Origin of the sequence: Bacillus sp. FDAARGOS_235 (assembly GCF_002073415.2) — a bacterium.
GTDB classification, from domain to species: Bacteria; Bacillota; Bacilli; order Bacillales; family Bacillaceae_G; genus Bacillus_A; species Bacillus_A toyonensis.
The window spans coordinates 3220041-3245047 of the sequence record NZ_CP020437.2 but is presented as its reverse complement, the minus strand read 5'-3'; the positions used below and the strand labels follow the sequence as shown (position 1 = coordinate 3245047).

The following is a 25007-nucleotide window of genomic DNA, read 5'->3' as shown; positions in this document are numbered from 1 at the left end:
TATATGGAAGAACGTTATCATCATCTCCAAAATCGCAGAATAAAAAAGAAGCGAAGAAGAAAACTTTTCTACTTCTTTATTTTCGCATTTTTATTTGGCAGTGTAGGAGTCTATATATTAAATTCCTACACTTCTCTTATGGGGATGTATAGTGGATTTAGTCGTGAAAAATCAGATTTAAGAACTAAAGATGTAGAAATTACAAAGGAACCTTTTACAATCCTCATTATGGGTATAGAAGATTATGCAACAGATGGTCAAAATGGGCGTACAGACTCATTAATGTTTGCGACAGTCAATCCGAAAACTCAAAGGATTTCACTTATGAGTATTCCTCGGGATAGTCGCGTTCCAATTGTCGGAAAGGACAAAGAAGATAAGATTAACGCTGCGCATGCTTATGGTGGAGAACAAATGGCAATCAAAACTGTCGAAGGTTTTCTAAAAGTTCCTGTAGACCATTATATTAAAATTGATTTCCAAGGCTTTAAAGGTATCGTTGATGCTGTTGGCGGTGTTACCGTTGATGTCCCTTTCGATTTTTGGGAGCGCTCTGACGTGGATTACTACAAAAAAATCCAATTTAAGCAAGGGCAACAAAACTTAAACGGTGAAGAGGCACTCGCTTACGTCCGTATGCGAAAGCAGGATCCAAACGGCGATTATGGCCGAGCCGCTAGACAAAGACAATTGCTAGCCGCTGTTGCTCAAAAACTGAATTCTGCCTCTACTGTATTTAAAATTAAAGATTTAACGACTGTCGTTGGAAAATATATAAAAACCGACATTCCTATTTCAGACGGACTTGCTCTTTACAATAAACTTTCTGGTTTTGATCCTTCTACAATACAAACGTTAAAACTTGAAGGAGAAGACAAAAAAATAGGCGGTATTTATTACTTCCTTCCGGATCCAATCGGTGTAGAGACGGTACGTAATGAAATAGAAAAAGAACTAGGGGAAAAAGCAAAAACTCCAACAAATCCAAATACAAAAACCGATTCATCAAATCCTGACTCAAATTCTAACTCTAACGAAAAAGCAAAGAAAGAAACAAACCCGAACAAAACACCAACTGAGCCGCCCCCTTCCACAAATGCTCATGCAGAGTGGATTATGAGAAATCAGGAATAACAAAAAGAGCCAACTCTTATACGATTTGGCTCTTTTTTATTTACTTATTAAAGTGTTGTAAAATTGATTCAACAATACGCTCTGATGCACGACCATCACCGTAAGGGTTAGATGCTTGCGCCATCTTATCATGAGCTTCTTTATCAGATAGTAACTCATCAGCAAGATTAAAGATTGTCTCTTCATCTGTTCCTGCTAATTTTAACGTACCTGCTTCAATACCTTCTGGGCGCTCTGTTGTATCACGTAGAACAAGAACTGGCACGCCAAGTGATGGTGCTTCTTCTTGAACACCGCCAGAATCAGTTAACATTAAGTATGAACGAGCTGCAACATTATGGAAATCAATCACATCTAGCGGCTCGATTAAATGAATACGGCTATGTTCTCCTAAAATATCATTTGCTGTTTCACGAACAACAGGGTTCATGTGAACAGGGTACACAACTTGCACATCTTCATGTTTATCAACAAGGCGCTTAATTGCACGGAACATATTACGCATTGGTTCACCTAAGTTTTCACGGCGATGCGCTGTCATCAGTACAAGGCGATTATTTCCAAGCTTCTCTAGTACCGGATGACTATATGTTTCTTTTACAGTCGTTTTCAGTGCGTCAATCGCTGTATTTCCTGTTATGAAAATGCGTGACTCATCTTTATTTTCTCTCTGTAAGTTCGTTGCTGATTTCGCTGTCGGTGAGAAATGAAGGTCTGCCATTACACCTGTTAATTGACGATTCATCTCTTCTGGATATGGAGAATACTTATCCCATGTACGAAGTCCAGCTTCAACATGACCTACTGGAATTTGATTATAAAAAGCAGCTAAGCTAGCAATAAATGTTGTTGTTGTATCACCATGTACAAGGACGATATCAGGCTTTGCTTCTTTCATTACTTTGTCTAAACCTTCTAAACCGCGCGTTGTAATATCAATTAAAGTTTGACGATCTTTCATAATATTCAAATCGAAATCTGGCGTAATTCCAAAGATGCTTAATACTTGATCTAACATTTGACGATGTTGTGCTGTTACAGTCACAATTGATTCGATTTTTTCTGGATGCTTTTGCAACTCTAATACAAGAGGTGCCATTTTAATTGCTTCTGGACGTGTCCCGAAAATTGTCATTACTTTTAAACGTTCAGTCATTTTATTGCCTCTTTTCTCTCACTAGTTACAGTTTCTATTATGACGTATAAGAATAAACAAGGAACTTGCTCTTTTTATCGAATAGTAGCAACATGATTATTACAAACATTCTTTCGTCCCACTGAGTAGTAATCTATCCCTTGCTTTCTAGCATCCTCATTAGTATAACAATTTCTCCCATCAAATAGAATAGCCTCCCCCATAAGTTGTACATACTTTTCTAATGGATATGTTCGAATAGATTCCCATTCCGTTACGATAAAAACTGCACTCGCGCCTCTAATCGATTCATCTATACATTCAGCATATTGTATCGTCTTTCCAAATGTTTGTTGTACATGCTGAATTGCTTTCGGATCGTATACAACTACATCCGCACCTATATTAATCAATTCTTGTATGATAATAAGAGATGGTGCTTCTCTAATATCGTCTGTATTCGGTTTAAATGCTGCTCCAAGAACTGCAACCCGTTTCTTATTCATATTTATTACTTTTTTCGCTTTTTCAACTAATAACAACTGCTGCTTATTATTCACTTCAATGACCGCTTTTAACAAACGAAAATCATGAGAAACATTTCCTGCCATTTGCACAAGTGCTTTCGTATCTTTCGGAAAACACGATCCCCCATATCCAATGCCCGCCTGTAAAAAATGGGTACCAATTCTCTTATCCATCCCCATTCCTTTTGCTACATCTAATACATTTGCTCCTACCTTCTCACATATATTTGAAATTTCATTAATAAAGCTAATTTTTGTAGCCAAGAATGCATTAGACGCGTATTTAATCATCTCTGCACTCTTAATATCTGTAATATACGTTTGCAAGCATAATGCGCTATACAAATCCTCTACTTTCCGTGCAACTTTCTCATCATCCGCTCCAATTACAATACGATCACCATGGAAGAAATCATAAATACCGGAACCTTCTCGTAAAAACTCTGGATTCGATACGACATGTAATTTGTGCCTCCCTTGTAACTTCGCCTCAATCCATCCCTGCATCGCTTCATTTGTACCTACAGGAACTGTACTTTTCGTAACAACAATAATATCGTTATGCACGTATGTCCCAATATCCTCACACGCACGCTTAATATACGTTAAATCAGCTCTCCCATTTGCTAATGATGGTGTTCCAACCGCAATAAATATAAATTCAGCATTTTTAAAAGCTTTTAATTTACTTGTTGTAAAAGTTAACTTTGCACACTTATACGCATCATGTATTAATTCATGTAAGCCACATTCATAAATAGGTAAATCCCCTTGTTTTATCCGTTCAATTTTTTCATAATCTGTATCAAAACATGTGACCGAATGTCCCAGTTTTGCCAAACCTACTCCTGTAATTAATCCAACATATCCAGTACCAATTATCGTAATTTTCATTTCCCCTTCGCACAGGAATATACAATAGAAAATATACGAATACATAGAATTCCCCTGTGCTTCCTCCTCTCATATTAAAAATGAGAAAACATTTTACTTCTCTATTATATGAATTACCTTTTCCATACTTTTTTAAGTTTTTGTAAAATTACATAAGAGAATATAAATTACCATATTTTAACACGAGACTTACTCATTTCTACGTGTAACACTTATAATACTGAAATAAAAATACTCACTATAGGAGAGGCGCGAAAATGGTCTATTATAAATACCAACAAACGCAACCTTCTTAAATGAGCTAACATTCCATATACAATTGTCATATCTTCTATTCACTTCCACTTACTACAAAAAGAAAAAAAGATTGAATTCTAATCTTTTTGTGATACCATATGTTATGAGCCTGCAAATAAACATCATAATTTTCAGATAAATAAACTAAAAAATTATGTTAGACTATAAAAAGGTGGGGTATTAATGGACTCACAAGTGATTTATGCCATTTTGGCATCTTTCATCACTGTACTCGTCGTTACTCCTTTAGTTATTAAATTAGCTTTTAAAATAGGAGCAACAGATAAGCCAAATGCGCGTAAAGTACACCAAAAGATTATGCCTCGTCTTGGCGGATTAGCAATATTTATCGGTGTAGCTGTAGGATTTGTTGTTGGCGGGTTATATGAACAAAGAATGTTATCGATAACATTAGGTGCGATTATCATTGTAATCATCGGGATTTTAGATGATATGTACGAACTATCTGCGAAGGTAAAATTCGGTGGACAACTATTAGTTGCAGCTATGATTGTAAAAAGTGGATTATTAGTGCAAGTATTATATATTCCAATCCTCGGGGATACTGAACTTGGATGGCTTGCTTATCCAATTACAGTGTTTTGGATTGTAGGTATTACAAATGCAATCAACTTAATTGACGGATTAGATGGATTGTCCGCTGGAATTTCATCTATCGTACTTGCAACGCTGGCATATATGGCCTTCACTAGCCCATGGGGTACTGGAACAGCTATCATTTTGCCTCTAGCACTAATTGCACTTGCAAGTACACTTGGATTTTTATTCTATAACTTCCATCCAGCAAAAATTTTCATGGGAGATACAGGAGCACTATTTTTAGGATACTGTATTTCTGTCATATCGTTACTTGGATTATACAAAAGTGTAACGTTATTCAGCTTCATCGTTCCAGTTATCATTTTAGGTGTACCTGTATTTGATACGGCATTCGCAATTATCCGCCGTATCGTAAATAAAAAACCTATTTCAGCACCAGATAAATCGCATTTACATCACCGTTTGCTTGCAATGGGATTCTCTCATCGTAAAACGGTACTAATTATATACGCATTCGGTATCTTCTTTAGTGTAAATGCCATTATTTTCACTAGTGCAACATTATGGTTATCCATTATTCTTCTTTTCATTTTAATCTTCTTCACAGAAATCATTGCTGAAATAATCGGCCTTGTACACGAACGTTACAAACCAATTATTTCCTTCTATAAAAAAATGAAAAAACGCGAAGACTAATTGTAGTATAGCCTTTACAATTATGAAATATTCAAATAGCATCCTCTTTCTTTGAAGAGGATGCTATTTTTTATTTTTTTACTCCTTATTTGACATTTCCAAAATATAGATTGTTTGAGAGTCCCTTTATTGGAGAAAGATATACATAATAAAAAAAGTATCAAATTTTATTTTTTACATCTTGATTGTCAAACTGAGGGTGAATGTTATGATCAAGCGAGTATTTCAATGTATCATTTTATTTTTCACAATTACTATATACACGTCATCTAATCCTGAAGCAACTACAATTATTCCTGCTGAACATCATCCAAATGCTGAAACGACCTCTCCTACACAAAAGATTGCGTATTTAACATTTGATGACGGACCAAACAAATATACGATGCAAATTTTAAACATTTTAAAAGAAAAGAATGGAAAAGCAACCTTCTTTGTTATTGGCGGAAAAGTACCGCATTACCAAAAGACGATGCAGCGATTAATTAAAGACGGACATTATATTGGACTTCATAGTATGTCACACGATGTAAAACGCCTTTATACTGGCGATCCTTCCACTTTAATTACAGAAATGGAACAAACTCAAAACATTGTCCAGCAAGTTACAAAATTAAATACACACCTCGTCCGCGTTCCATACGGTAGCATGCCTTACTTAAAAAAAAATTATCGTGATGCTCTTGTATCAGCTCGATATAAAATGTGGGATTGGACAATTGATACATATGATTGGAAAAGCTATGACAATCCTTCTGCCATACTAGAAAGAGTACGTAATCAAAGTGATGAACAAGTCGAAGTTATTTTAATGCATGATTCAAGTGTCACTGTACAAATACTGCCAAAAGTAATCGATTATTTACAGTCACAAGGATACAAACTTCTTCCTTATAATCCCTCTTCCCATCTCGAAGTTAATTTTTGGAAAGACACAAGATTGTAACAGCTTTAGTTCCTATATGCTAAAGCTGTTTTATTTTTCTCTTCCCACCCTTCTCATTTTTGTGTAAAATTTTAAATAGTGATGAAGTTTCGAGGTGAATAGAAATGAAACGAATAGATCTCATTTTTAACGCAATACAAGAAGGAAATTATACAGAAGGTATAACCGCATTAGAACTCGCTACCCTGTTGCAACTAGATCGTGCCAATGTAAGTAGCGACTTAAACAAACTTGTAAAAGATAAACGTTTATTAAAAACAAATACGCGCCCTGTTCGTTTTTATATAGAAACGAACACTCCGTTGGAAACGCATTCAAAAGACGTGACTTCACTAGATACATTTGCAATTGAAAATACGAGCCTTAAAATCGCAATTGAAAAGGCGAAAGCTTCTATTCTCTATCCTCCAAACGGTATGCATACTTTACTGCTAGGAGAAACAGGAGTCGGAAAATCTATGTTTGCTTCTTTAATGCACGAATATGCAATTGAAGTTGAACAGCTTCCAAAAAAGGCACCATTTATCGTCTTTAACTGTGCTGATTATGCAAACAATCCACAGCTACTACTAGGACAGTTATTTGGGATCAAAAAAGGAGCTTACACAGGTGCGAATGATCAAAAAGGGTTAATTGAAAAAGCACATGAAGGAATTCTTTTCTTAGATGAAGTACACCGCCTTCCTCCAGAAGGACAGGAAATGCTCTTTACTTTTATTGATCGCGGAGTATATCGCCGCCTAGGAGAAACAGAAAACGAGCGTAAAGCACAAGTATTAATCATTACTGCAACAACAGAAGAACCAAATTCATTTTTATTAAAAACATTTACAAGACGTATACCGATGACTGTCACGCTTCCACCACTTCGTGAGCGTACACATAAAGAACGCTTTGCTTTACTACAACTATTTTTCACAAATGAAGCAATTCGGCTAAGGAAAGAAATTCACGTTAGCCCGAACGCAATGCGTGCTTTCGTCTTTTACAATTGTCCCAATAACATCGGTCAATTAAAAACAGATGTACAAATCGCCTGTGCGAAAGCTTATTCTGATTTTGTAACAAAGAAACGTGATTCTGTCTATGTTTCAAGTACAGATTTACCTTGGTATATGAAAGAAGGGCTATTTATTGAAAGAAAGAGCCGTCACCTATACCAAATACCAAATGAAACATTTGTATTTACGGGAGATGAAGGTTGGAGTCAACATAAAGCAGAAGATGAAAAACGGTCTTCTATTTACGACTATATTGATTATAAATATGAAGAACTTCAAGCACGCGGTATTGAAGAGGAAGAATTAGAATTACTAATAGAAAATGATATTCAAAGCTTTTTCGTACAATATTTTAACCAAATGTCCAAAAAGACAAGTCATGAAAATGTTTTTAAAATTGTTGATCGTAACATCGTTTCCGTATGTGAAAAAATTGCGGAGCTCGCTGAAAAACATTTATCTAAGACGTTTGATGAAAAAGTCTTTCTCGCATTAAGTTTACATGTACAGACAACTCTACAACGTTTACAAAGCGGGAAGCAAATTCATCACCCACAATTGAATCAAATTCGTACGAAATATAAAGAAGCTTTTTCCGTAGCTATGCAATGCATTCAACTACTGGAAGAAGAATTACAAATAACCATGCCCATGGATGAAGCTGGCTTCTTAACAATGTTCTTCGTTGTTGATCCAATTCCTGCTTCCCAAACAGAAGTAAAAGTATTAATATTAGCGCACGGTAATGGCATCGCAACAGAAATGGCAAACGTTGCAAATGAACTCCTCGGTATTGATGAATTGACCGGTATTGATATGCCGCTACATGAATCACCGAAAGATTTTTTAGAACGGGTTAAAGTGTATATGAAAACACTTCAAAATGTAAACGGGCTTCTCTTACTTGTTGATATGGGGTCTCTTGCCTATATCGGTGATATATTAGAAACTGAATTCAAAATTCCTGTACGTGTCCTTTCCATGACAAGTACTCCACACGCACTAGAAGCAGCTCGAAAAGCTCAGCTCGGTTATTCATTAGATGCACTATATGAAACAGTAAAGAACTTAACGCCGTTCTATTTAAATGTACAAGAAGAAAAGAAAAAGCCACTATCACCAATGAAGTCTGTTATTTTAACAGCTTGTTTAACTGGTGAAGGAAGTGCCTTAGCTATTCAAAAAATGTTAGAGAACTATTTACGATTTGATAAAGACTTAATTGAGATTATTCCAATTAGTATCGTCCATGAAAAAGATTTAACGAAAATGATTGAGAACATAAAAAAAGAGCGTAATATCATTTGTATCGTTACAAATTTCGATGTGCAAGTTCCATGTTTAACATATCATTTCCAAGATATTGTGAACTACACAGCGATTCAGCCAATTCAAGAATTAATTACGTATGAAGAAACATATGCGAAAATGGCCGATATTCTTGAACAACAAATGCAGCGTAACGACGGGGCATTACTAATTAAAACAATTCGTTACGCACTAAATACAATTCAAGAATTAATTTCCTTGCAGCTAACTCCTGATAGCTTAATGGGTGTTATTTTGCATATGAGCTGTATGGTTGATCGTCTTCAAAAAGGAGAAAAACTTCTTCCTCATCCTGATAAAGAAAAAAGAAGACAAGATGAGTACTGGATGTATATGAAAGTGAAAAAAGCATTACAACCAATTGAAAATACATTTGAAATACAAATACCAGATGATGAAGTATTTTATATCATGGACTTCTTTATTAAAAATCAGCCTGTTAAAAGTTAAACAAGTAACCTTTAGCGACACTCCTTCGAATAAAGTGAAGGCTTTTACGGGCAGTTAATGCAGGATAAATTTATATCGACGATTTTCAAAATATATGAATGTATCGTCAATACACATCATCCTATCTAATTCGAAAAGGCTGTTCCAATTTTTTGGAGCAGCCTTTTCATTTACTTCTTTACCTTTCTAATCCGCCCTCTTATTTCTCCTTTTTTATGTGATTTCGTATGAATATTTACATATACATTAGCTTGAATAATTTCTTGGAGAAAATGAACAAGGGATTTTCCTTGTAAAGGCCCTTCGAATTCCTCCACATTTACGGCACCAGTAATGCTTCCCTCATTCAAACTAATCCCTTGCTCTAGCGGACCGTATAAATAGAAAACAACGGGACCAATTTGACTGGACTTCCCTAAATGAATTTGACACGATGTGACCTTTTCTATATTTTTTAATATTACCCTGTAATGCAACTTCGTTAAATCATCACTAAAAATAAACTCTGCTACCCCAAAAGCTTCTGTATTTACAGGAGGCAATTCCCTCTTCCCTGTTAACCTAGCAAAAAAGTGTGTTGTCATAGGGCATTCTCCTTATATCAATTTCCCAGCACTTCTTTTACTACTTTATGGTTTACACATAATCATTTATGACTTTTTCAACTTTTAATTACGAAGAAAAGATTCACAAAATCTTTACATAAGAATCATTTCTTTTGCTTTACCGCCTCTTGTATAATGCACATAGAAAAAACTTTCTAGGAGGTTACTTTGAAAAATAACAACTATTCTTTTCGATTATTAGTCGAGATTTTTCTCGTCTCATTTAAATTAGGACTTACTTCATTCGGCGGTCCTGTCGCTCATCTTGGTTATTTTCATCATGAATACGTGCAAAAAAGAAAATGGATGGATGAAAAAAGTTACGGAGACTTAGTAGCACTGTGTCAATTCCTTCCTGGTCCCGCTAGTAGTCAAGTCGGTATGGGCGTTGGATTATTAAGGGGCGGGCTATTAGGAGCAATTATCTCTTGGATTGGTTTCACCCTTCCCTCTGTTCTCGTTTTAGTCTTTTTTGCTTCATTCCTTAATCAATTCGAAATTGGAAGTACAGGATGGATTCATGGACTCAAACTTGTAGCAGTCGCAATTGTCGCTCATGCAATATGGGGAATGGCTCAAAAGCTAACTCCGGACCGAAACCGTGCAACAATCGCCATTGTAACTGCCGCGATTGCCTTGTTATGGCCAAGTAGCTGGACACAAATCATTCTCATTTTACTTTCAGGGCTGATCGGCTGGCTTTTATATAAAACTCCTCAAAACGCCCAAGTCTATAAAATACAAATTTCTATTTCAAAAACGATGGCTAGTTCTTGTCTCATTTTATTTTTCGGACTATTACTATTGCTACCAATACTGCGACCGCTCTCTCCTCATATCGCATTATTTGATAGCTTTTACCGTTCTGGTTCTCTCGTATTTGGCGGAGGGCACGTCGTACTCCCTCTTCTTGAAAGTGAGTTTGTACAGAACGGGCTGATGACAAAAGAACAATTTTTAGCTGGATACGGATTAACACAAGCGGTGCCAGGGCCTCTCTTTACATTTGCTTCTTATATAGGGGCAGTGCTAAACGGAACCACTGGAGCAGTAATCGCAACAATCGCTATCTTCCTTCCTGCCTTTTTGCTCGTTATTGGTGTTTTACCATTTTGGGACAGTGTAAGAAAGGTACCCGCTATACAAGGCACATTACTCGGTGTTAACGCCGCAGTTGTCGGTATTTTAATTGCCGCTTTTTACGATCCAATTTGGACGAGTACAATTATGAATGCTTCAGATTTTGTCTTTGCATCTCTTCTTTTTGGCTTACTAACTTTTTGGAAAACACCGCCTTGGATTATCGTTATACTCGGGGCTTTTGGTGGATATGTTATATCTATTTTATAAATATAAAAAACGACGGCCACTTAGCCGTCGTTTTCCTATTAAAACTTCACAAGCTCTATTCCTTCAGGTAACTCACTCTCCGTTAAAATACGCAATTCTTTCACACGATCCATTACGTAAGAAGAACGTTTCACAAGCTCTGGATCAATATACGCTGGATGTACCATAATTTCTATCGTTTGTTCATCCTTCACTCTTCCTTTTAACTTGGAAAAGTAATCTTCCGTCACACCATCCGCGTAAAAATCGCTATAAAACACATCAGAAAATGGGCGCACTGCTCTATCTTCCTCACAACGACGAATCGGAACGTTATATTTACTTGCTAACATCTCAAGAACATCGTGTAAAACCTTTAATCCATGCACATGATGATGACTATCTAAATGAGTTGGTGTTAATCCGTAAGATAAAAATTTCTCAATTTGAGCAGTCCATTCTCTCTCAACTTCTTCAGGATTTATATTCCCTTCCCTTACAACACGTTGTTTATGGAACGCCCCATCTTTCCCTACAAGGGATGGTACATCCTTTAAAAGTGGTTCTCCTGCCGTTAATACGAGATGCACACCTACTCCTAACGTTTTATAATCTTTCGCTAAGCGTACGGCATGTTCTGTTCCTGGCATATTCATCATCATTGTCGTTGAATTTACAAGTCCATTTATATGTCCATCAATAATACCATAATTTGTACCTTCTGTAAGACCGAAATCATCTGCATTTACAATCAACTTAATCATCATAATACCTCCTAATAGAATAAAAAAAGCGGGCTAAATAGCGCCGCTTTTTACTTCTCTACCTTTTTAAAGAACTGTGGAAGATATTCTTTATGTGCTTCCAACATTTCATCTAAAATTTGTTTTGCAACTTTATCTGACGGTACAAGTGGATTAATTGTCATAGCAAGCAGCGCCTTATGATAATCCCCTGTAACAGCAGCTTCAATTGTTGTGCGCTCGAATGATTTAATTTGTTGTACTAAACCGCGAACTGGTACTGGAAGATCTCCCACTGCAATTGGTTTTGGACCTTCTTTCGTAATAATACAGTTCACTTCAACAGCAGAATCATGTGGTAAACTTGCAATTGTTCCGTTGTTTCTTGTATTAACAGGCTGGATATCGCCTTTATTATTGTAAATAGATGTAATTAAGCTACATGCTGCATCACTGTAATAAGCTCCGCCACGTTTTTCTAATTGTGGTGGCTTAATATCTAAATTCGGGTCTTTATATAACTCGAATAAATCATTTTCTAATTGTTTTACTACTTCTGCACGTGTACCTTTTTCAATTGAAGCTTCTTTCTCTTCTTCTAACATTTCACGTGTTTTGTAGTAATAACGATGATATGGACATGGAATTGCGCGAAGACCGCGAATAAAGTCTGGCTCCCAATTAAGAGCAGCGATATTTTCCATCGTAATTTGCTTTTCTGGATCTGTTACAAGCTCTAACACTCGATCCATTACACTTACGCCATCTAAATATACGTCTAATCCGTATACCATATGGTTTAAACCTGCGAAATCAACATGTACACGACTTGCATCTACTTCAAGTAATCTCGCAAGACCCATGCGAATTCCGATTGGAACGTTACATAGACCAACTACTCTTTGAATATTTGTATAGCGAAGGACAGCTTCTGTTACCATACCTGCTGGGTTAGCAAAGTTAATTAGCCATGCATTTGGACAAAGTTCCTCCATATCTTTACAAATATCTAAAATAACAGGAATCGTTCTCAGCGCTTTAAATAAACCACCAGGACCATTCGTTTCCTGACCGATTACATCATATTTTAACGGAATTGCTTCATCTTTTGCACGTGCTTCTAATAAACCAACGCGAAGTTGTGTTGTTACGAAGTCAGCATCTTTTAATGCCTCACGGCGATCAAGTGTTAAATGCACTTCGATTGGTAAACCTGATTTTTTCACCATACGTTTCGCTAAATTACCAACGATTTCTAACTTTTCTTTTCCTGCCTCAATATCTACTAACCAAATTTCACGAACAGGAAGCTCATCATAACGTTTAATAAATCCTTCAATTAACTCTGGTGTATAACTAGATCCACCGCCGATTGTAGCAATTTTAATTCCAGTCATGCTTTATTCCCCTTTCGCTTCAAGCTTTTTATAAAGATCGATAAACTCTGCTGCTAATTCTTTTACTGTAATCGCATTCATTAAATGATCTTGTGCATGGATTAAAAGAACACTAATCTCTGTTTTTTCTCCTCTTGCTTCTGATTGTATGAGCTCTGTTTGGAAATGATGCGCTTCATTAATCGCTTCTTTCGCCTTTACCATCGCTTCATCTGCTTCTGCCATTTTCCCCTGTTTGGCAAATTGAAGTGCCTCCATTGCAAAGCTTCTTGCATTACCACTATTTAAAATCAATTGGAATGGAATTTGTTCTGCTGTAGTCATCATAATTACCGCCCTCTCTATTATGGTTCAACCGATTTAAATACCCCTTCAGTTTGAACATGTCTATTAAATTATTATTTTATGAATGATAGTTTGGTGTTCTTATAGATGTTTTTCATCTTTTTGAACATGATATAAAGGTAATTGTTCTGACGAGCTATACAAACTCGTCAGAACAACACTTTTTAAAGTGATACTGAATTGTCGTTTCCTTTTGTTTCAGCTTTCGCAGCCTGTACATACGTACGGTCACACATTAATACGAATGGATAGTAAATAACTACCGCAATTGCAAAGTTTACAAGCTGTAGTACAGCACCAGCAATACTTCCGCCCGCTACAAGATAACCACTAAAGATTGGTGGCATTGTCCATGGAACTAAAGCAACTGTTTTTGGTACCCATCCTAAAGAAATTGCTGTATAAGAAGTAATTACTAATACAACTGGTGTAAGTACGAATGGAATGATTAACGCTGGGTTTAATACAATTGGTGTACCGAAAATAACTGGTTCGTTAATATTGAAGAAACCAGGACCGATAGATACGCGACCTACACCACGAAGTTGCGCACTTTTTGCAACAAGCATTACCGCTACTAAGAATGCTAATGTTGCACCTGATCCACCGATGTATACGTATACATCAAAGAATGGCTTTGTGAAAATGTGCGGTACATCATATGCAGACATACCATCGTTAAATAATTTAATGTTCTTTTCTAGTGCTGGTAAATAGATTGGGTCGATAATACCACCGATAATATTAGGACCATGTAATCCGAAGAACCATAATACGTGAATAAGTAATGCGATAATAATTGCACTTGGTAACGTACCTGCTAAACCTTGTAATGGTAATTGAATTGTTTCAAATACGATTTTATGAATACTTGTTCCCGCTAATTTCACAGCTAATTGAATACTTGCTGTTGCGATTAAAATAACGAATGCTGGAACTAATGCTGCGAAGGATTTCATTACTGCTGGTGGAACACCATCTGGCATCTTAATTGTAATATCTCTTTGAACAAAGAACCTGAATACCTCGGTTACAAGAAGAGCTACAATGATAGAAACGAATAAACCTTGTGATCCTGTCCAAGCTAAATCAATACCGCCTTCTTTTGGCGTTGTCGGAGATATAATAATTAATGCACCGAATGTAATAATTGCTGCTGACAACGCGTCTACACCGTAAGATTTCGCTAAATTATAACTTATTCCAACTGCGGCTATGAGAGCTAATATTGCAAAGGACCCTGTCCACATACCACCGCCGATATCTTTCCAAACATCCCCAAATGCACCCTTCATAAGTTTTTGGAATGCATCAACTGGTAGATTATTTATAAGTACTGCAAACGATCCAACTAAAATAAGAGGCATAACTGCGATAAAACCATCACGGATTGCAACTAAATGACGCTGCGATCCGATTCTTCCTGCGACTGGAACTAAATATTTCTCCATAAATGCAATAAATTTTTGCATTTCGCTTCCCCCCTAATTATTTTTTAAGTGTTAGTGCGTGATCTAAAACTGCTTCTCCATTCATCATGCCGTAGTGCATTGGATTAATAACATCAATTCCAACGTTTTTCTCATCAGCAAGCGTTTTCATTGAAGAGAGCATGTAACGAACTTGTGGTCCTAATAATAGTACATCTGCTTGATCGATATTGTTTTTTACTGCATCCCCAGATACAGCCCAAATCTTTCCTTCTAAACCGCGAGCTTTTGCAGCCGCTTCCATTTTTGTAACTAGTAAACTTGTAGACATCCCTGCTGAGCAACATAATAAAATATTCATTTGAAAATCCCCCTTGTGTAGTATAAAAAGTTTATGTTATTTATTTTTCTTTACGCTATTTATTAATGCAATTAGCGTGCCAACTTTTTAAAATCACTAAAATCAGCGCTTTTTCGAGCATTTTCTTTGTGTGTTAACGCTTTCAATTAGTGTGTCCCCCAAAATAACACACAGTGTGTTATAAAACAACACACTTTTAACACATAACTGTATGAAAATAGATTAGTGTTTAGTTGTCTAGTTGTATTTAAAATAAAAAAACACTAAAAAATTTTTTCAGCTTGAAAATCCAGTAAAAAAATAAACCTCTCTTGAACACACTCTTCTATCTATTGTCCAAGCAAACTCTACTAGATTACATAGAATAAAATAAAATAACACAATTCGAAAGGGGATTCCTATGCCAAAACATAGAAAACAAAGCAAAATAAAGATTTATAGAATAACAAGCTATAAAAAAGACGAGCGCTCTGAATTAGACTCTGACAAATTTGAACTAGAACAGCAGGAAATAGAAAATAAGCAGGACAAGCACGACAAACAAGACAAACAGGACAAACAGGACAAACAGGACAAACAAGATAAACCAGGTAAACCAGATAAGCACGACAAGCAGGATAAACAAGACAAACAGGACAAGCAAGACAAACAGGACAAACAGGACAAACAAGACAAACAGGACAAACAAGACAAACAGGACAAACAAGACAAACAAGACAAACAGGACAAACAAGACAAACAAGACAAGCAGGACAAACAAGACAAACAGGACAAACAAGACAAACAAGACAAACAGGACAAACAAGATAAACCAGGTAAACCAGGTAAACCAGGTAAACCAGGTAAACCAGATAAGCACGACAAACAGGACAAACAGGACAAACAGGACAAACAGGACAAACAGGACAAACAGGACAAACAGGACAAACAAGATAAACAAGATAAACAAGATAAACAAGATAAACAAGATAAACAAGATAAACAAGATAAACAAGATAAACAAGATAAACAAGATAAACAAGATAAACAAGATAAACAAGATAAACAAGATAAACAAGATAAACAAGATAAGCAAGACAAGCACGTACAATCGGAAAATGTAGTCATAGTACCCACAGATTCACACAGCTTAGATATATGGGATGAAATTTCTCTAAAAGAAATACAAGCTGGGGAACACACAAATTTATTTGAAGAAAAAAGTAATTATCAAAATATTAATTTAGTACAAGTCAGCGATGTTCGCCTCTATTTGGACAAACAACTACAATTTAGTTCCGTTGATGAGCAAATTTATCATGAAGCACTTGTGCATCCGATTATGTCAAAGGTAATTGATCCAAAACGTGTTCTCATATTAGGCGGTGGCGATGGTCTTGCCTTACGAGAGGTATTGAAATATGAAACAGTACTACATGTAGACCTTGTTGATCTAGACGAGGCAATGATTAATATGGCGCGTAACGTTCCTGAATTAGTTTCTTTGAACAAAAGCGCATTTTTTGATAATCGTGTGAATGCACACGTATGCGATGCAAAAGAGTTTTTGAATTCTCCTTCCTCTTTATACGATGTAATCATCATTGATTTCCCTGATCCAGCGACAGAGTTATTAAGTACTTTATATACAAGCGAACTTTTTGCTCGTATAGCTACATTCTTAACAGAAGATGGTGCTTTCGTCTGCCAATCTAATTCACCTGCTGATGCACCTCTTGTATATTGGAGTATCGGTAATACAATTGAAAATGCCGGCTTAATTGTAAAAAGCTATCATATAATTGTTCCTTCTTTCGGAACTGACTGGGGATTTCATATTGCAGCTAATTCTGCCTATGTACTCGATCAAATTGAGCAATTATACGTAGTACCAACGCCTCGAACATTACCTTCTCTTCTTTTTCCTTTATTTCAATTTAAAGAAGAACATTTAGATCACCGTAATCTCGCTCTTCTAAACTCAGAATCCAATCTTATCCTACATCAATGTTACAAAAAGGAAATGGAGTTTTGACGATATTATAGTAAGGAGTGCTAACCTATGGAATATTCTACTTTCGGTAAGCATATAATAGTAGATTTGTGGGGAGTGGATTTTTCCCTCTTAGATGATATTCACTTTTTAGAACGCCATTTAGTTGTCGCTGCCGACCATTCTGGCGCACATGTTTTAAATGTAAGTACAAAAGAATTCCATCCTTATGGCGTTACAGTATTAGTGTTACTATCAGAAAGCCATCTTTCTATTCACACTTATCCAGAAAAAAACTTTGCAGCAATTGATTGCTATACATGCGGTACAACTGTTGAACCACAAATGGCGATTGATTATATCGTAAATATATTAAAACCGGAGCAGATACAAATAAAAAAATTGATTCGTGGTATAGGAGAAATTGTTACTATCGATTAACTATTTCTCTTACTCATCCGTAAAAAGGAGGATTGCAACTACCATCAGTGGGATGAACACCCCACTGATGGTGCGGGCAAATACATAAAAAAACCTTGCATACGCAAGGTTCATTCATTCACTGACATCTTCCTATATAACTCTACAAATTCACTCGCTAATTCCTTTACTGTAATCGCATTCATTAAATGATCTTGCGCGTGCACCATCAGTAAGGTAACCTCTGTCTTTTCGCCACCAGCCTCTTTTTGTATAAGCTCCGTTTGTACACGATGCGCCTCTTTTAATTCTTCTAGTGCTTCTTGTAATTTGGCTTCCGCTTCTGTAAACGCCCCACGCTTCGCGCAATCAATTGCTTCCATTGAACAACTTCTTGCATTTCCCCCATGCAAGATTAGATGAAAAGCTTTCGTCTCTATCGTATCCATTTTAGTTCTTTACTCCCCCTTTTCTTCTGCTAATTTTTGTTTATCCCATATTTTTAAGAATGGTAAGTAAATAAAGAATGCTAGTGCAAAGTTAACAAGTTGCAAAATAACCCCTGAAATTTCCCCACCCGATCCTAAATATCCACTAAAAAGAATAGGTGTCGTCCAAGGTACAGCCGCTCCGCTCGGACGAGCAACTAATCCCCATTCCATCGCAAAGTAAGAAACAAGCGTTAACACAACTGGAACTAATATAAATGGAATAAGTAAAAGTGGATTCATTACAATCGGCATGCCGAACGTCACCATTTCATTAATATTAAAAATACCAGGTGCAATGGACAATCGACCAATACTTTTTAATTGCTGACTTCGTGCAAACAATAACATTCCTACAACTAAAGCAAGTGTTGCACCGGAACCGCCCATATAAATCCATAAATCAAAAAACTGTGCGGTAATCGTATTTGGTACATCTTGCCCTGCTTGAAAAGCAACTCGGTTTTGATCCATTAACGATAACCAAATCGGGCTCATTACACCACCAACAATTGCAGCACCATGAATTCCGCACGCCCAAAGAACATGGACAATAATAACTGCAATTACAGCGCCCCAAAGACTAGCACCAAGTACACTAAGTGGCTCTTGTAGCAGCTTCCCTACAACATTATGAATACTTCCGAAAGTTGTGTGTTCAAAAATCAATCTAATGATCCAAACAACTGTCACAACAATAAATCCTGGAATAAGAGCAGCAAATGAACGTGTTACTGCAGGTGGAACTGTCTCAGGCATCTTTATAATCATTTTTTTCTGTACAATAAATCGGTATATTTCAGTAGATATAATTGCAATAATCATCGCTACAAATAAACCTTGGCTTCCCATTAACGCCGCTGGGATTGCTCCATCTACAATCACACTTTCCTTCGTGCTTGGTATAATATATGCAACTTGAAATGGAGTCGCAAGTAAAAATGTCACAAGCGACAATGCCCCGGATGCTAAAGCATCCACTTTATAATACTCTCCAAGTCTGTAAGCGATTCCAAAAACAGCTATTAAAGCCATTATATTAAAAGTTGCACTAACTGGATACCCCAAAGCTTTCTGCCAACTCTCACCAAACAACCCTGCCATAAAATCATTATAACCTGGTATTGGTAATGCACTAATAATAAGAAAAAATGATCCAATAATTAAGAAAGGCATCGTTAAAATAATTCCATCACGTATAGCTTGCAAATGCCTCTGCTCTGCTACCTTTCCTGCTATTGGCATTACATATTTTTCTAAAAACCGTATCATCTATCCCACTCTCCTCATGGTTTCATTGACAAAGCTGCTTGCAAGATAGCCTCCCCATTACAAAGTCCGTAATGGACGGATTGAATGACATCAACAGGTATCCCTTTCCCCTTACATAGTTCTTTCATTTTCGGTAATAAATAACGTACTTGCGGTCCAAGTAAAAGTACATCTGCTTCATCGATGTGACTATTCACTTCAGAACCTGATACAGCCCAAATCTTTACCTCTATCCCTTTTGCCTGTGCTGCTTTCTCCATTTTTGTAACAATCAAACTGGAAGACATTCCCGCTGCACAGCAAAGCAAAATATTCATCCCGCATCCCTCCCCTTTTTTCTAAACCTAAGTTATGGTACATCCCTTGCTACCACTAGGTTACAAATATATATGTCTAGATTTCTAACTGTATGCCGAGCTTAAAAACAAAAAATTCTCGGTTTTCACGCTATTCCATCTATCGGTATTTTCCTAGTAAAGGGGACTCTAACTCGCTATAATAATTCAGTATGATTTTTTTAATTGATAGGAGGATATATTTATGAAGGCATATCGCTTTCCACTTATTTTATTATCTTCTATCCTAATTGGTGGTTTCATTGGTTATTTCATGGGTGCCGATGCAGTTGCTTTAAAGCCGCTTGGTGACATTTTCTTAAACTTAATGTTTACGATTGTTGTACCGTTAGTGTTCTTTAGCATCGCGTCATCTATTGCTAATATGGATGGATTAAAACGTTTCGGTAAAATTATGTCTAGTATGGCTGGGACTTTCTTATTTACGAGTATTTTAGCTGCTATTTTTATGATTATTGTCGTGAAAGTATTCCCGCCAGCACAAGGTGTTGTATTAGAATTAACACAACCTGACAAAGCTGAAAAAGCAGTTAGTGTTGCAGATCAAATCGTTGGTATTCTAACAGTATCTGACTTCTCGAAGTTACTATCTCGTGAAAATATGTTAGCTCTTATTTTCTTCTCTATTTTAATGGGGATTGCAACTTCAGCAGTTGGTGAAAAAGGAAAACCATTCGCTACATTCTTACAAGCTGGTGCAGAAATTTCAATGAAAGTCGTATCTTTCATTATGTACTACGCTCCAATCGGACTTGCTGCTTACTTCGCAGCATTAGTTGGCGAATTCGGACCACAACTTCTTGGAACTTACTTCCGAGCAGCAATGGTATACTATCCAGCATCTCTAATTTATTTCTTTGTATTCTTCACTTTCTATGCATACCTTGCAGGTCGCAAACAAGGTGTTCAAATATTTTGGAAGAACATGGTCTCTCCTACAGTTACATCTCTTGCAACTTGTAGTAGTGCCGCAAGTATTCCAGCGAACTTAGAAGCAACGAAGAAAATGGGTATTTCTTCAGACGTTCGTGAAACAGTTGTCCTTCTCGGATCTACACTTCATAAAGACGGCTCTGTTTTAGGCGGGGTATTAAAGATTGCTTTCTTATTCGGTATTTTCAACATGGAATTTGAGGGACCAAAAACATTAGCAATCGCACTTGTCGTTTCTCTATTAGTAGGAACAGTAATGGGTGCTATTCCAGGCGGAGGTATGATTGGGGAAATGTTAATCGTTTCTCTATATGGATTCCCGCCAGAAGCACTGCCAATTATCGCAGCAATTAGTACAATTATTGATCCTCCTGCAACGATGTTAAACGTAACAGCAGATAATGCTTGTGCCGTAATGACAGCTCGCCTTGTAGAAGGTAAAAACTGGATCAAAAATAAATTTGCTTAATAAATAAAAAGAGGATGCTCTAAACGAGCATCCTCTTTTTGTCGTTATTTGTTGATAAGTCGTTATCCCTTGTCGAAACGTCGATATATTGAAAAAATCGTTGATATATTTGAAGTTATGATAGATATATTCGAAGAATCGTTGATATATTTGAAGTTATAATAGATATATCCGAAAAATCGTTGATATCTCCTCTTGCCACAAATTTGTTAAAATCTTCACAAATATTCCACACCTCTCATCCTTACTCCGTACTATAATCATGTATGGAAAAGGAGATGGAAACAATGACACAAAGCGCACCGGAATTTAAAGTTTTGCAAAGCATTGCATTTCTTGCTGTCGTTTTGCAAAGTTCCTTATTATATACAATGAATCAAGGAAATGTCTTACTTGAACAATCCCTCATTATGGGTATGCTATTTAATCTCGCAAAGTTTTCAGCACCTGCATTCATATTTATCGTTGGGTTTCACCTAATTCGTCACTATACAAAGCAATTAGTATACAAAGAATATATTTCTGAAAAAGCTACACACTTACTCATTCCTTATTTCTTTTGGTCTATTCTTTACTTATTAACAACAAACGATATTATGACATTACAAGGCGGGATAAAAAGTTTACTACTCGGAACAGCCGCACCGCATCTTTGGTACGTTATTATGATGTTCCAAATTCATTTATTATTCCCTTTACTATGCACACTATTTTATTGGTTTCAAAAACGAACAGAAAATAAAAAAGACATATATAAATATATGACCATCTTTGCTTGTCTATATTTCCTTTTAATGTGGTACTCCTCTCACTACATTTTTAATGGAGAGAAATTGACTAGTTCAACCATTTTACATTATACAGATCGTTCCTTCTTCTTCTACTCGTTCTATTTCGTTATGGGCGGAATCGCTGCTGTATCATTAAAAACTTGGCGTATATTTGTCATGAAACATATCCCGCTTATCACAATATTATTTTTCATCTTATTTTTATTCATCAATTATGAGTTATTTAGTTTTTACGGAGCAAACTCTATTCATTTAACCGTTTCTACTTATTTAAAACCGTCTATGTTTTTATATATCGTTTGTGAAATTATGATACTGTACGTGCTATCTATTACAATCGTACAGCGACGCGGTTTCTTATATAAAGCTTTACGATTTATCGGAAATTACACGTATGGTGCTTATTTAGCTCACTTTTTCTTCTTGCAACTATGTACAAAATTCCTTTCTTTATTCACACTGCAAGAAAACACAATATTATATAGCCTATTATTATTTACAATAACGGCTACAATCTCGATTTCAGCAATGGCCATTTGCAGTACACTACCACTTCATACGTGGATTACAGGACCTTCTCCTACAACAAATATAAAGTGGGCGAAGATCATACTTCGGAAAAATCACGAAAAAGTATGCAAACCATATCTTTGATATAATAGAATTCCATACAAGAAAAGAAAGTAGGATACACCTATGATTAATCAAATTGGACAAATTATGTTATATGTAAATAATCAAGATGAAGCCGTACAATTTTGGACTGAGACAGTAGGATTCCAAATTATTGCGGAAGAAAATAACGGAAAAGGATTCCGCTGGATTGAAATTGCACCGGCGAAAGAAGCAGGAACAAGCATCGTCCTTCACGATAAAGCGTTAATCGCGAAGATGCAACCTGAACTAAATCTTAATACACCTTCACTTATGTTCTTCTCAAATAACTTAGACCGTCTATATAAAGACCTTTCTGAGAAAAATGTCACAGTTGGACAAGTTGTAAATTTACCTACTGGTAAAGCATTTAATTTTGCTGATAATGAAAATAATTACTTTGCGGTAATGGAACGAAAATAAAAAAGAAGCTATCCGAAAAAATCGGATAGCTTCTTTCATTTTAAGAAACTTGTTCTGTATTCGTTTCTCTATGCTGTATATGACTCGTAATCCAAGCAATTCCACCAGCAACAACGAGGTAACATAACAATATTAAAATTTGCATTCGTAATTGCGACCAATCCCCTAAAGAAATAACATCTTGTAATCCTCTAAGAGAATGTGACATTGGAAGAAACTGTCCGATTTTGCTAAGAACAGCTACGTTTAATTCTCCTGGGAAAGTCCCCCCACTCGTCGCTAATTGCAAGACGAGAAGTGTTACTGCCGCGAATTTCCCAACAAGACCAAATACCGTTACTAACATAAGAATAAACGTCATGAACGTAAAGGAAATAACAATACTTGATAAAACAAAGAGCGGTACACTTGCAACTTCTAATTTCATGGCTCCTAGCACAACAACATCTACAAGTAGCACTTGAATGAGCCCAATTAAATATACTAATCCTAGTTTATTAATAAAGTGTACCGTTCCACTTACCTTCATATTTTGTCTACGGCCAAGCGGTAAAATATTTGATGCCATAATTCCGCCGACATAAAATGCAAGTGATAAGAAATATGGTGCAATACCTGAACCGTAGTTAGGTACGTCAGAAACTGTTGACTTCACTAATTGAACTGGCTCCGAGAACATCGTATTGCGTGCATCATCATTGCGAACATCCGCTATCTTCTCTGCGCCCTCTCCTAATTTCATAGCAAGTTCTTTCGCACCGTCGTCAAGTTTAACAAGGCCATTCACTAACTTGCCAGCGCCATTATTCAGCTCTGTTCCACCACTCGCAAGCTGATTTACACCTTCTTGTAATGATGTAAATCCATTGCCCCACTTCGTAAATCCATCAGCTAGATTTGCCGCACCATCTGCTATCTTTTTCGTTCCAGCAGTAGCTTCATTTAACTTAACTCCGAATGTATTCATGCCTTCTTCAACTTTACGCTGACCGTCAGCAAGCTTCTTCGCGCCTTGTGTCAATTGTTGTTGGCCATTATTTAAAGTATTTGTTGCTTTAGCTAACCCATTAGAAGTAGCAACGATTTTTTGAAAAGCAGGATCTTGCTGTGCTTCTGGATGACTTTTCATGTACTCCTCTAATTGCTTCTTCACACTACTTGCCGCATCATCCGCTTTCACTTGTCCCTCAGCAAGTTTCTCGCTTCCGTTCACCCATTCATTTGTACCAACACTTAATTCACTAACTCCTGATTGTAAAGTTCCTTCACCTTGCGCTAGTAATTCCAAACCACTATGAAGTGATGTCGCTCCTTGACTTAGCTCATTTGCTCCCCCGGTTAAAGCAGATTGACTGGATGCAAGCTTGTCACTTCCCTCTTTCAATTTCGATGTCCCGTCACTTAAACGATCAATACCATCCGCAAGCCGATTTGCTCCATTTTTTGCATCGGTCGTTCCTTCATGTAACTTCTCAGCCCCATTACTTGCATCACTCAATCCTTGTGCCAAATCTTGAAACTTTGAAAAGACACCTTCTGTATAAGATTTCGTAATACTGTTTGAGATTTTTGTTTTCATATTTTCCACAGCTGTCGTTCCAATTTGAGCTGCTACAAAGTTTTTACCTGGATTTACTTTGTAATGCAATTGTGCCGGTTCTGGTTTCTCATCCATAAGTGTACTTACTTTTTTAGAGAAATCTTCCGGAATCGTAACAACCATATAATACTTATCTTCTTTTAACCCTTCATCAGCATTTTTTTCTGATACGAAATGAAAAGCCAGTTCCTTATTCTCTTTTAAATTTTTAACAAAGTCGTCTCCTGCATGAATTGTTTTTTCATCCATTGCAGCACCTTTATCTAAATTCACAACTGCAACAGGTAATTTATCTAATCGTCCGTATGGATCCCAATATCCAGCTAAAAAGAATCCCGAATAAATTAAAGGAACGATTAACAAAAAAATTAAAGCGATACGTCCATGTTTATGGTGCCACATCGCTTTCCAATCTTTAAATACAAGTTGAATTCCCTTCATGAAACATA

At 36.5% G+C, this 25007-nt stretch carries 22 protein-coding genes; 10 read left to right on the top strand and 12 right to left on the bottom strand.

Annotated elements, in window-relative coordinates:
• The first annotated feature begins 3 nt into the window (after window positions 1–3).
• Entirely contained in the window at window positions 4–1134 is a 1131-nt protein-coding gene (locus tag A6J74_RS18550) for an LCP family protein (RefSeq protein ID WP_000392749.1), read from the top strand.
• Between the two features lie 40 nt (window positions 1135–1174).
• Here A6J74_RS18550 and wecB read toward each other — a convergent pair whose 3' ends face one another.
• Window positions 1175–2290, bottom strand: coding sequence for a non-hydrolyzing UDP-N-acetylglucosamine 2-epimerase (gene wecB, locus A6J74_RS18545; protein WP_000140137.1), 1116 nt, complete (start codon window positions 2288–2290; stop codon window positions 1175–1177).
• Window positions 2291–2364: 74 nt separating this feature from the next.
• Window positions 2365–3735: a UDP-glucose dehydrogenase family protein gene (locus tag A6J74_RS18540; RefSeq protein ID WP_000287626.1), complete on the bottom strand. Its 1371-nt coding sequence runs from the start codon at window positions 3733–3735 to the stop codon at window positions 2365–2367.
• A 435-nt stretch (window positions 3736–4170) separates the two neighbouring features.
• On the opposite strand from A6J74_RS18540, the gene A6J74_RS18535 reads away from it, so the two are divergent.
• From A6J74_RS18535 to A6J74_RS18525, 3 genes are all read left to right on the top strand, one after another.
• Window positions 4171–5244 (top strand): glycosyltransferase family 4 protein, encoded by a 1074-nt coding sequence (locus A6J74_RS18535; RefSeq protein ID WP_000378305.1) that lies wholly within the window; start codon window positions 4171–4173, stop codon window positions 5242–5244.
• 208 nt (window positions 5245–5452) lie between these two features.
• A complete protein-coding gene (locus A6J74_RS18530) occupies window positions 5453–6190 on the top strand; it encodes a polysaccharide deacetylase family protein (protein WP_000597144.1) in 738 nt (245 codons plus the stop codon).
• A gap of 104 nt (window positions 6191–6294) precedes the next feature.
• Window positions 6295–8970: a sigma-54-dependent transcriptional regulator gene (locus A6J74_RS18525; protein WP_000820941.1), complete on the top strand. Its 2676-nt coding sequence runs from the start codon at window positions 6295–6297 to the stop codon at window positions 8968–8970.
• A gap of 170 nt (window positions 8971–9140) precedes the next feature.
• On the opposite strand, the gene exsM is transcribed toward A6J74_RS18525, so the two are convergent.
• The gene (gene exsM / locus A6J74_RS18520) at window positions 9141–9554 is read right to left on the bottom strand and encodes an exosporium regulatory protein ExsM (RefSeq protein ID WP_000207040.1); all 414 of its coding nucleotides are present in this window, start codon (window positions 9552–9554) and stop codon (window positions 9141–9143) included.
• A 189-nt stretch (window positions 9555–9743) separates the two neighbouring features.
• On the opposite strand from exsM, the gene A6J74_RS18515 reads away from it, so the two are divergent.
• Window positions 9744–10925, top strand: a complete 1182-nt coding sequence (locus tag A6J74_RS18515; protein WP_000794692.1) for a chromate transporter — start codon at window positions 9744–9746, stop codon at window positions 10923–10925.
• Window positions 10926–10963: 38 nt separating this feature from the next.
• On the opposite strand, the gene chbG is transcribed toward A6J74_RS18515, so the two are convergent.
• The 5 genes from chbG to A6J74_RS18490 all read right to left on the bottom strand — a co-directional run bounded on the left by chbG (window position 10964) and on the right by A6J74_RS18490 (window position 15180).
• Window positions 10964–11668 carry a chitin disaccharide deacetylase gene (gene chbG / locus A6J74_RS18510; protein ID WP_000593458.1) on the bottom strand — a complete coding sequence of 235 codons (705 nt, stop codon included), beginning with the start codon at window positions 11666–11668 and terminating at the stop codon, window positions 10964–10966.
• A 50-nt stretch (window positions 11669–11718) separates the two neighbouring features.
• Window positions 11719–13044, bottom strand: coding sequence for a 6-phospho-beta-glucosidase (celF, locus tag A6J74_RS18505; protein WP_000145755.1), 1326 nt, complete (start codon window positions 13042–13044; stop codon window positions 11719–11721).
• A 3-nt stretch (window positions 13045–13047) separates the two neighbouring features.
• A complete protein-coding gene (locus A6J74_RS18500; RefSeq protein ID WP_000989050.1) occupies window positions 13048–13371 on the bottom strand; it encodes a PTS lactose/cellobiose transporter subunit IIA in 324 nt (107 codons plus the stop codon).
• A gap of 182 nt (window positions 13372–13553) precedes the next feature.
• Window positions 13554–14861, bottom strand: coding sequence for a PTS cellobiose transporter subunit IIC (celB, locus tag A6J74_RS18495; protein ID WP_001168852.1), 1308 nt, complete (start codon window positions 14859–14861; stop codon window positions 13554–13556).
• 16 nt (window positions 14862–14877) lie between these two features.
• On the bottom strand, window positions 14878–15180 hold the full coding sequence (locus tag A6J74_RS18490) for a PTS sugar transporter subunit IIB (protein WP_001023563.1): 303 nt from the start codon (window positions 15178–15180) through the stop codon (window positions 14878–14880).
• A 400-nt stretch (window positions 15181–15580) separates the two neighbouring features.
• Between A6J74_RS18490 and A6J74_RS18485 the strand changes: the two genes are divergently transcribed.
• Both A6J74_RS18485 and speD read left to right on the top strand, forming a co-directional pair.
• Entirely contained in the window at window positions 15581–17194 is a 1614-nt protein-coding gene (locus A6J74_RS18485) for a polyamine aminopropyltransferase (protein WP_080609559.1), read from the top strand.
• A 27-nt stretch (window positions 17195–17221) separates the two neighbouring features.
• Window positions 17222–17593 carry an adenosylmethionine decarboxylase gene (gene speD / locus A6J74_RS18480; RefSeq protein WP_000456812.1) on the top strand — a complete coding sequence of 124 codons (372 nt, stop codon included), beginning with the start codon at window positions 17222–17224 and terminating at the stop codon, window positions 17591–17593.
• Between the two features lie 110 nt (window positions 17594–17703).
• Here the strand turns inward: speD and A6J74_RS18475 are convergent, their stop codons facing one another.
• The 3 genes from A6J74_RS18475 to A6J74_RS18465 are packed head-to-tail and all read right to left on the bottom strand — an operon-like array spanning window position 17704 to window position 19649.
• The gene (locus tag A6J74_RS18475; protein ID WP_000379629.1) at window positions 17704–18021 is read right to left on the bottom strand and encodes a PTS sugar transporter subunit IIA; all 318 of its coding nucleotides are present in this window, start codon (window positions 18019–18021) and stop codon (window positions 17704–17706) included.
• 9 nt (window positions 18022–18030) lie between these two features.
• Window positions 18031–19332: a PTS cellobiose transporter subunit IIC gene (gene celB, locus A6J74_RS18470; protein WP_000617764.1), complete on the bottom strand. Its 1302-nt coding sequence runs from the start codon at window positions 19330–19332 to the stop codon at window positions 18031–18033.
• 14 nt (window positions 19333–19346) lie between these two features.
• A complete protein-coding gene (locus tag A6J74_RS18465; protein WP_001023559.1) occupies window positions 19347–19649 on the bottom strand; it encodes a PTS sugar transporter subunit IIB in 303 nt (100 codons plus the stop codon).
• Window positions 19650–19872: 223 nt separating this feature from the next.
• On the opposite strand from A6J74_RS18465, the gene A6J74_RS18460 reads away from it, so the two are divergent.
• From A6J74_RS18460 to A6J74_RS18450, 3 genes are all read left to right on the top strand, one after another.
• Window positions 19873–21090, top strand: coding sequence for a dicarboxylate/amino acid:cation symporter (locus tag A6J74_RS18460; RefSeq protein WP_000649369.1), 1218 nt, complete (start codon window positions 19873–19875; stop codon window positions 21088–21090).
• Window positions 21091–21377: 287 nt separating this feature from the next.
• On the top strand, window positions 21378–22535 hold the full coding sequence (locus A6J74_RS18455) for an acyltransferase (RefSeq protein WP_000194326.1): 1158 nt from the start codon (window positions 21378–21380) through the stop codon (window positions 22533–22535).
• Window positions 22536–22577: 42 nt separating this feature from the next.
• Window positions 22578–22958: a VOC family protein gene (locus A6J74_RS18450; protein WP_000609842.1), complete on the top strand. Its 381-nt coding sequence runs from the start codon at window positions 22578–22580 to the stop codon at window positions 22956–22958.
• 40 nt (window positions 22959–22998) lie between these two features.
• Here A6J74_RS18450 and A6J74_RS18445 read toward each other — a convergent pair whose 3' ends face one another.
• Entirely contained in the window at window positions 22999–24999 is a 2001-nt protein-coding gene (locus A6J74_RS18445) for a YhgE/Pip domain-containing protein (protein WP_000676372.1), read from the bottom strand.
• Window positions 25000–25007 lie beyond the last annotated feature (8 nt).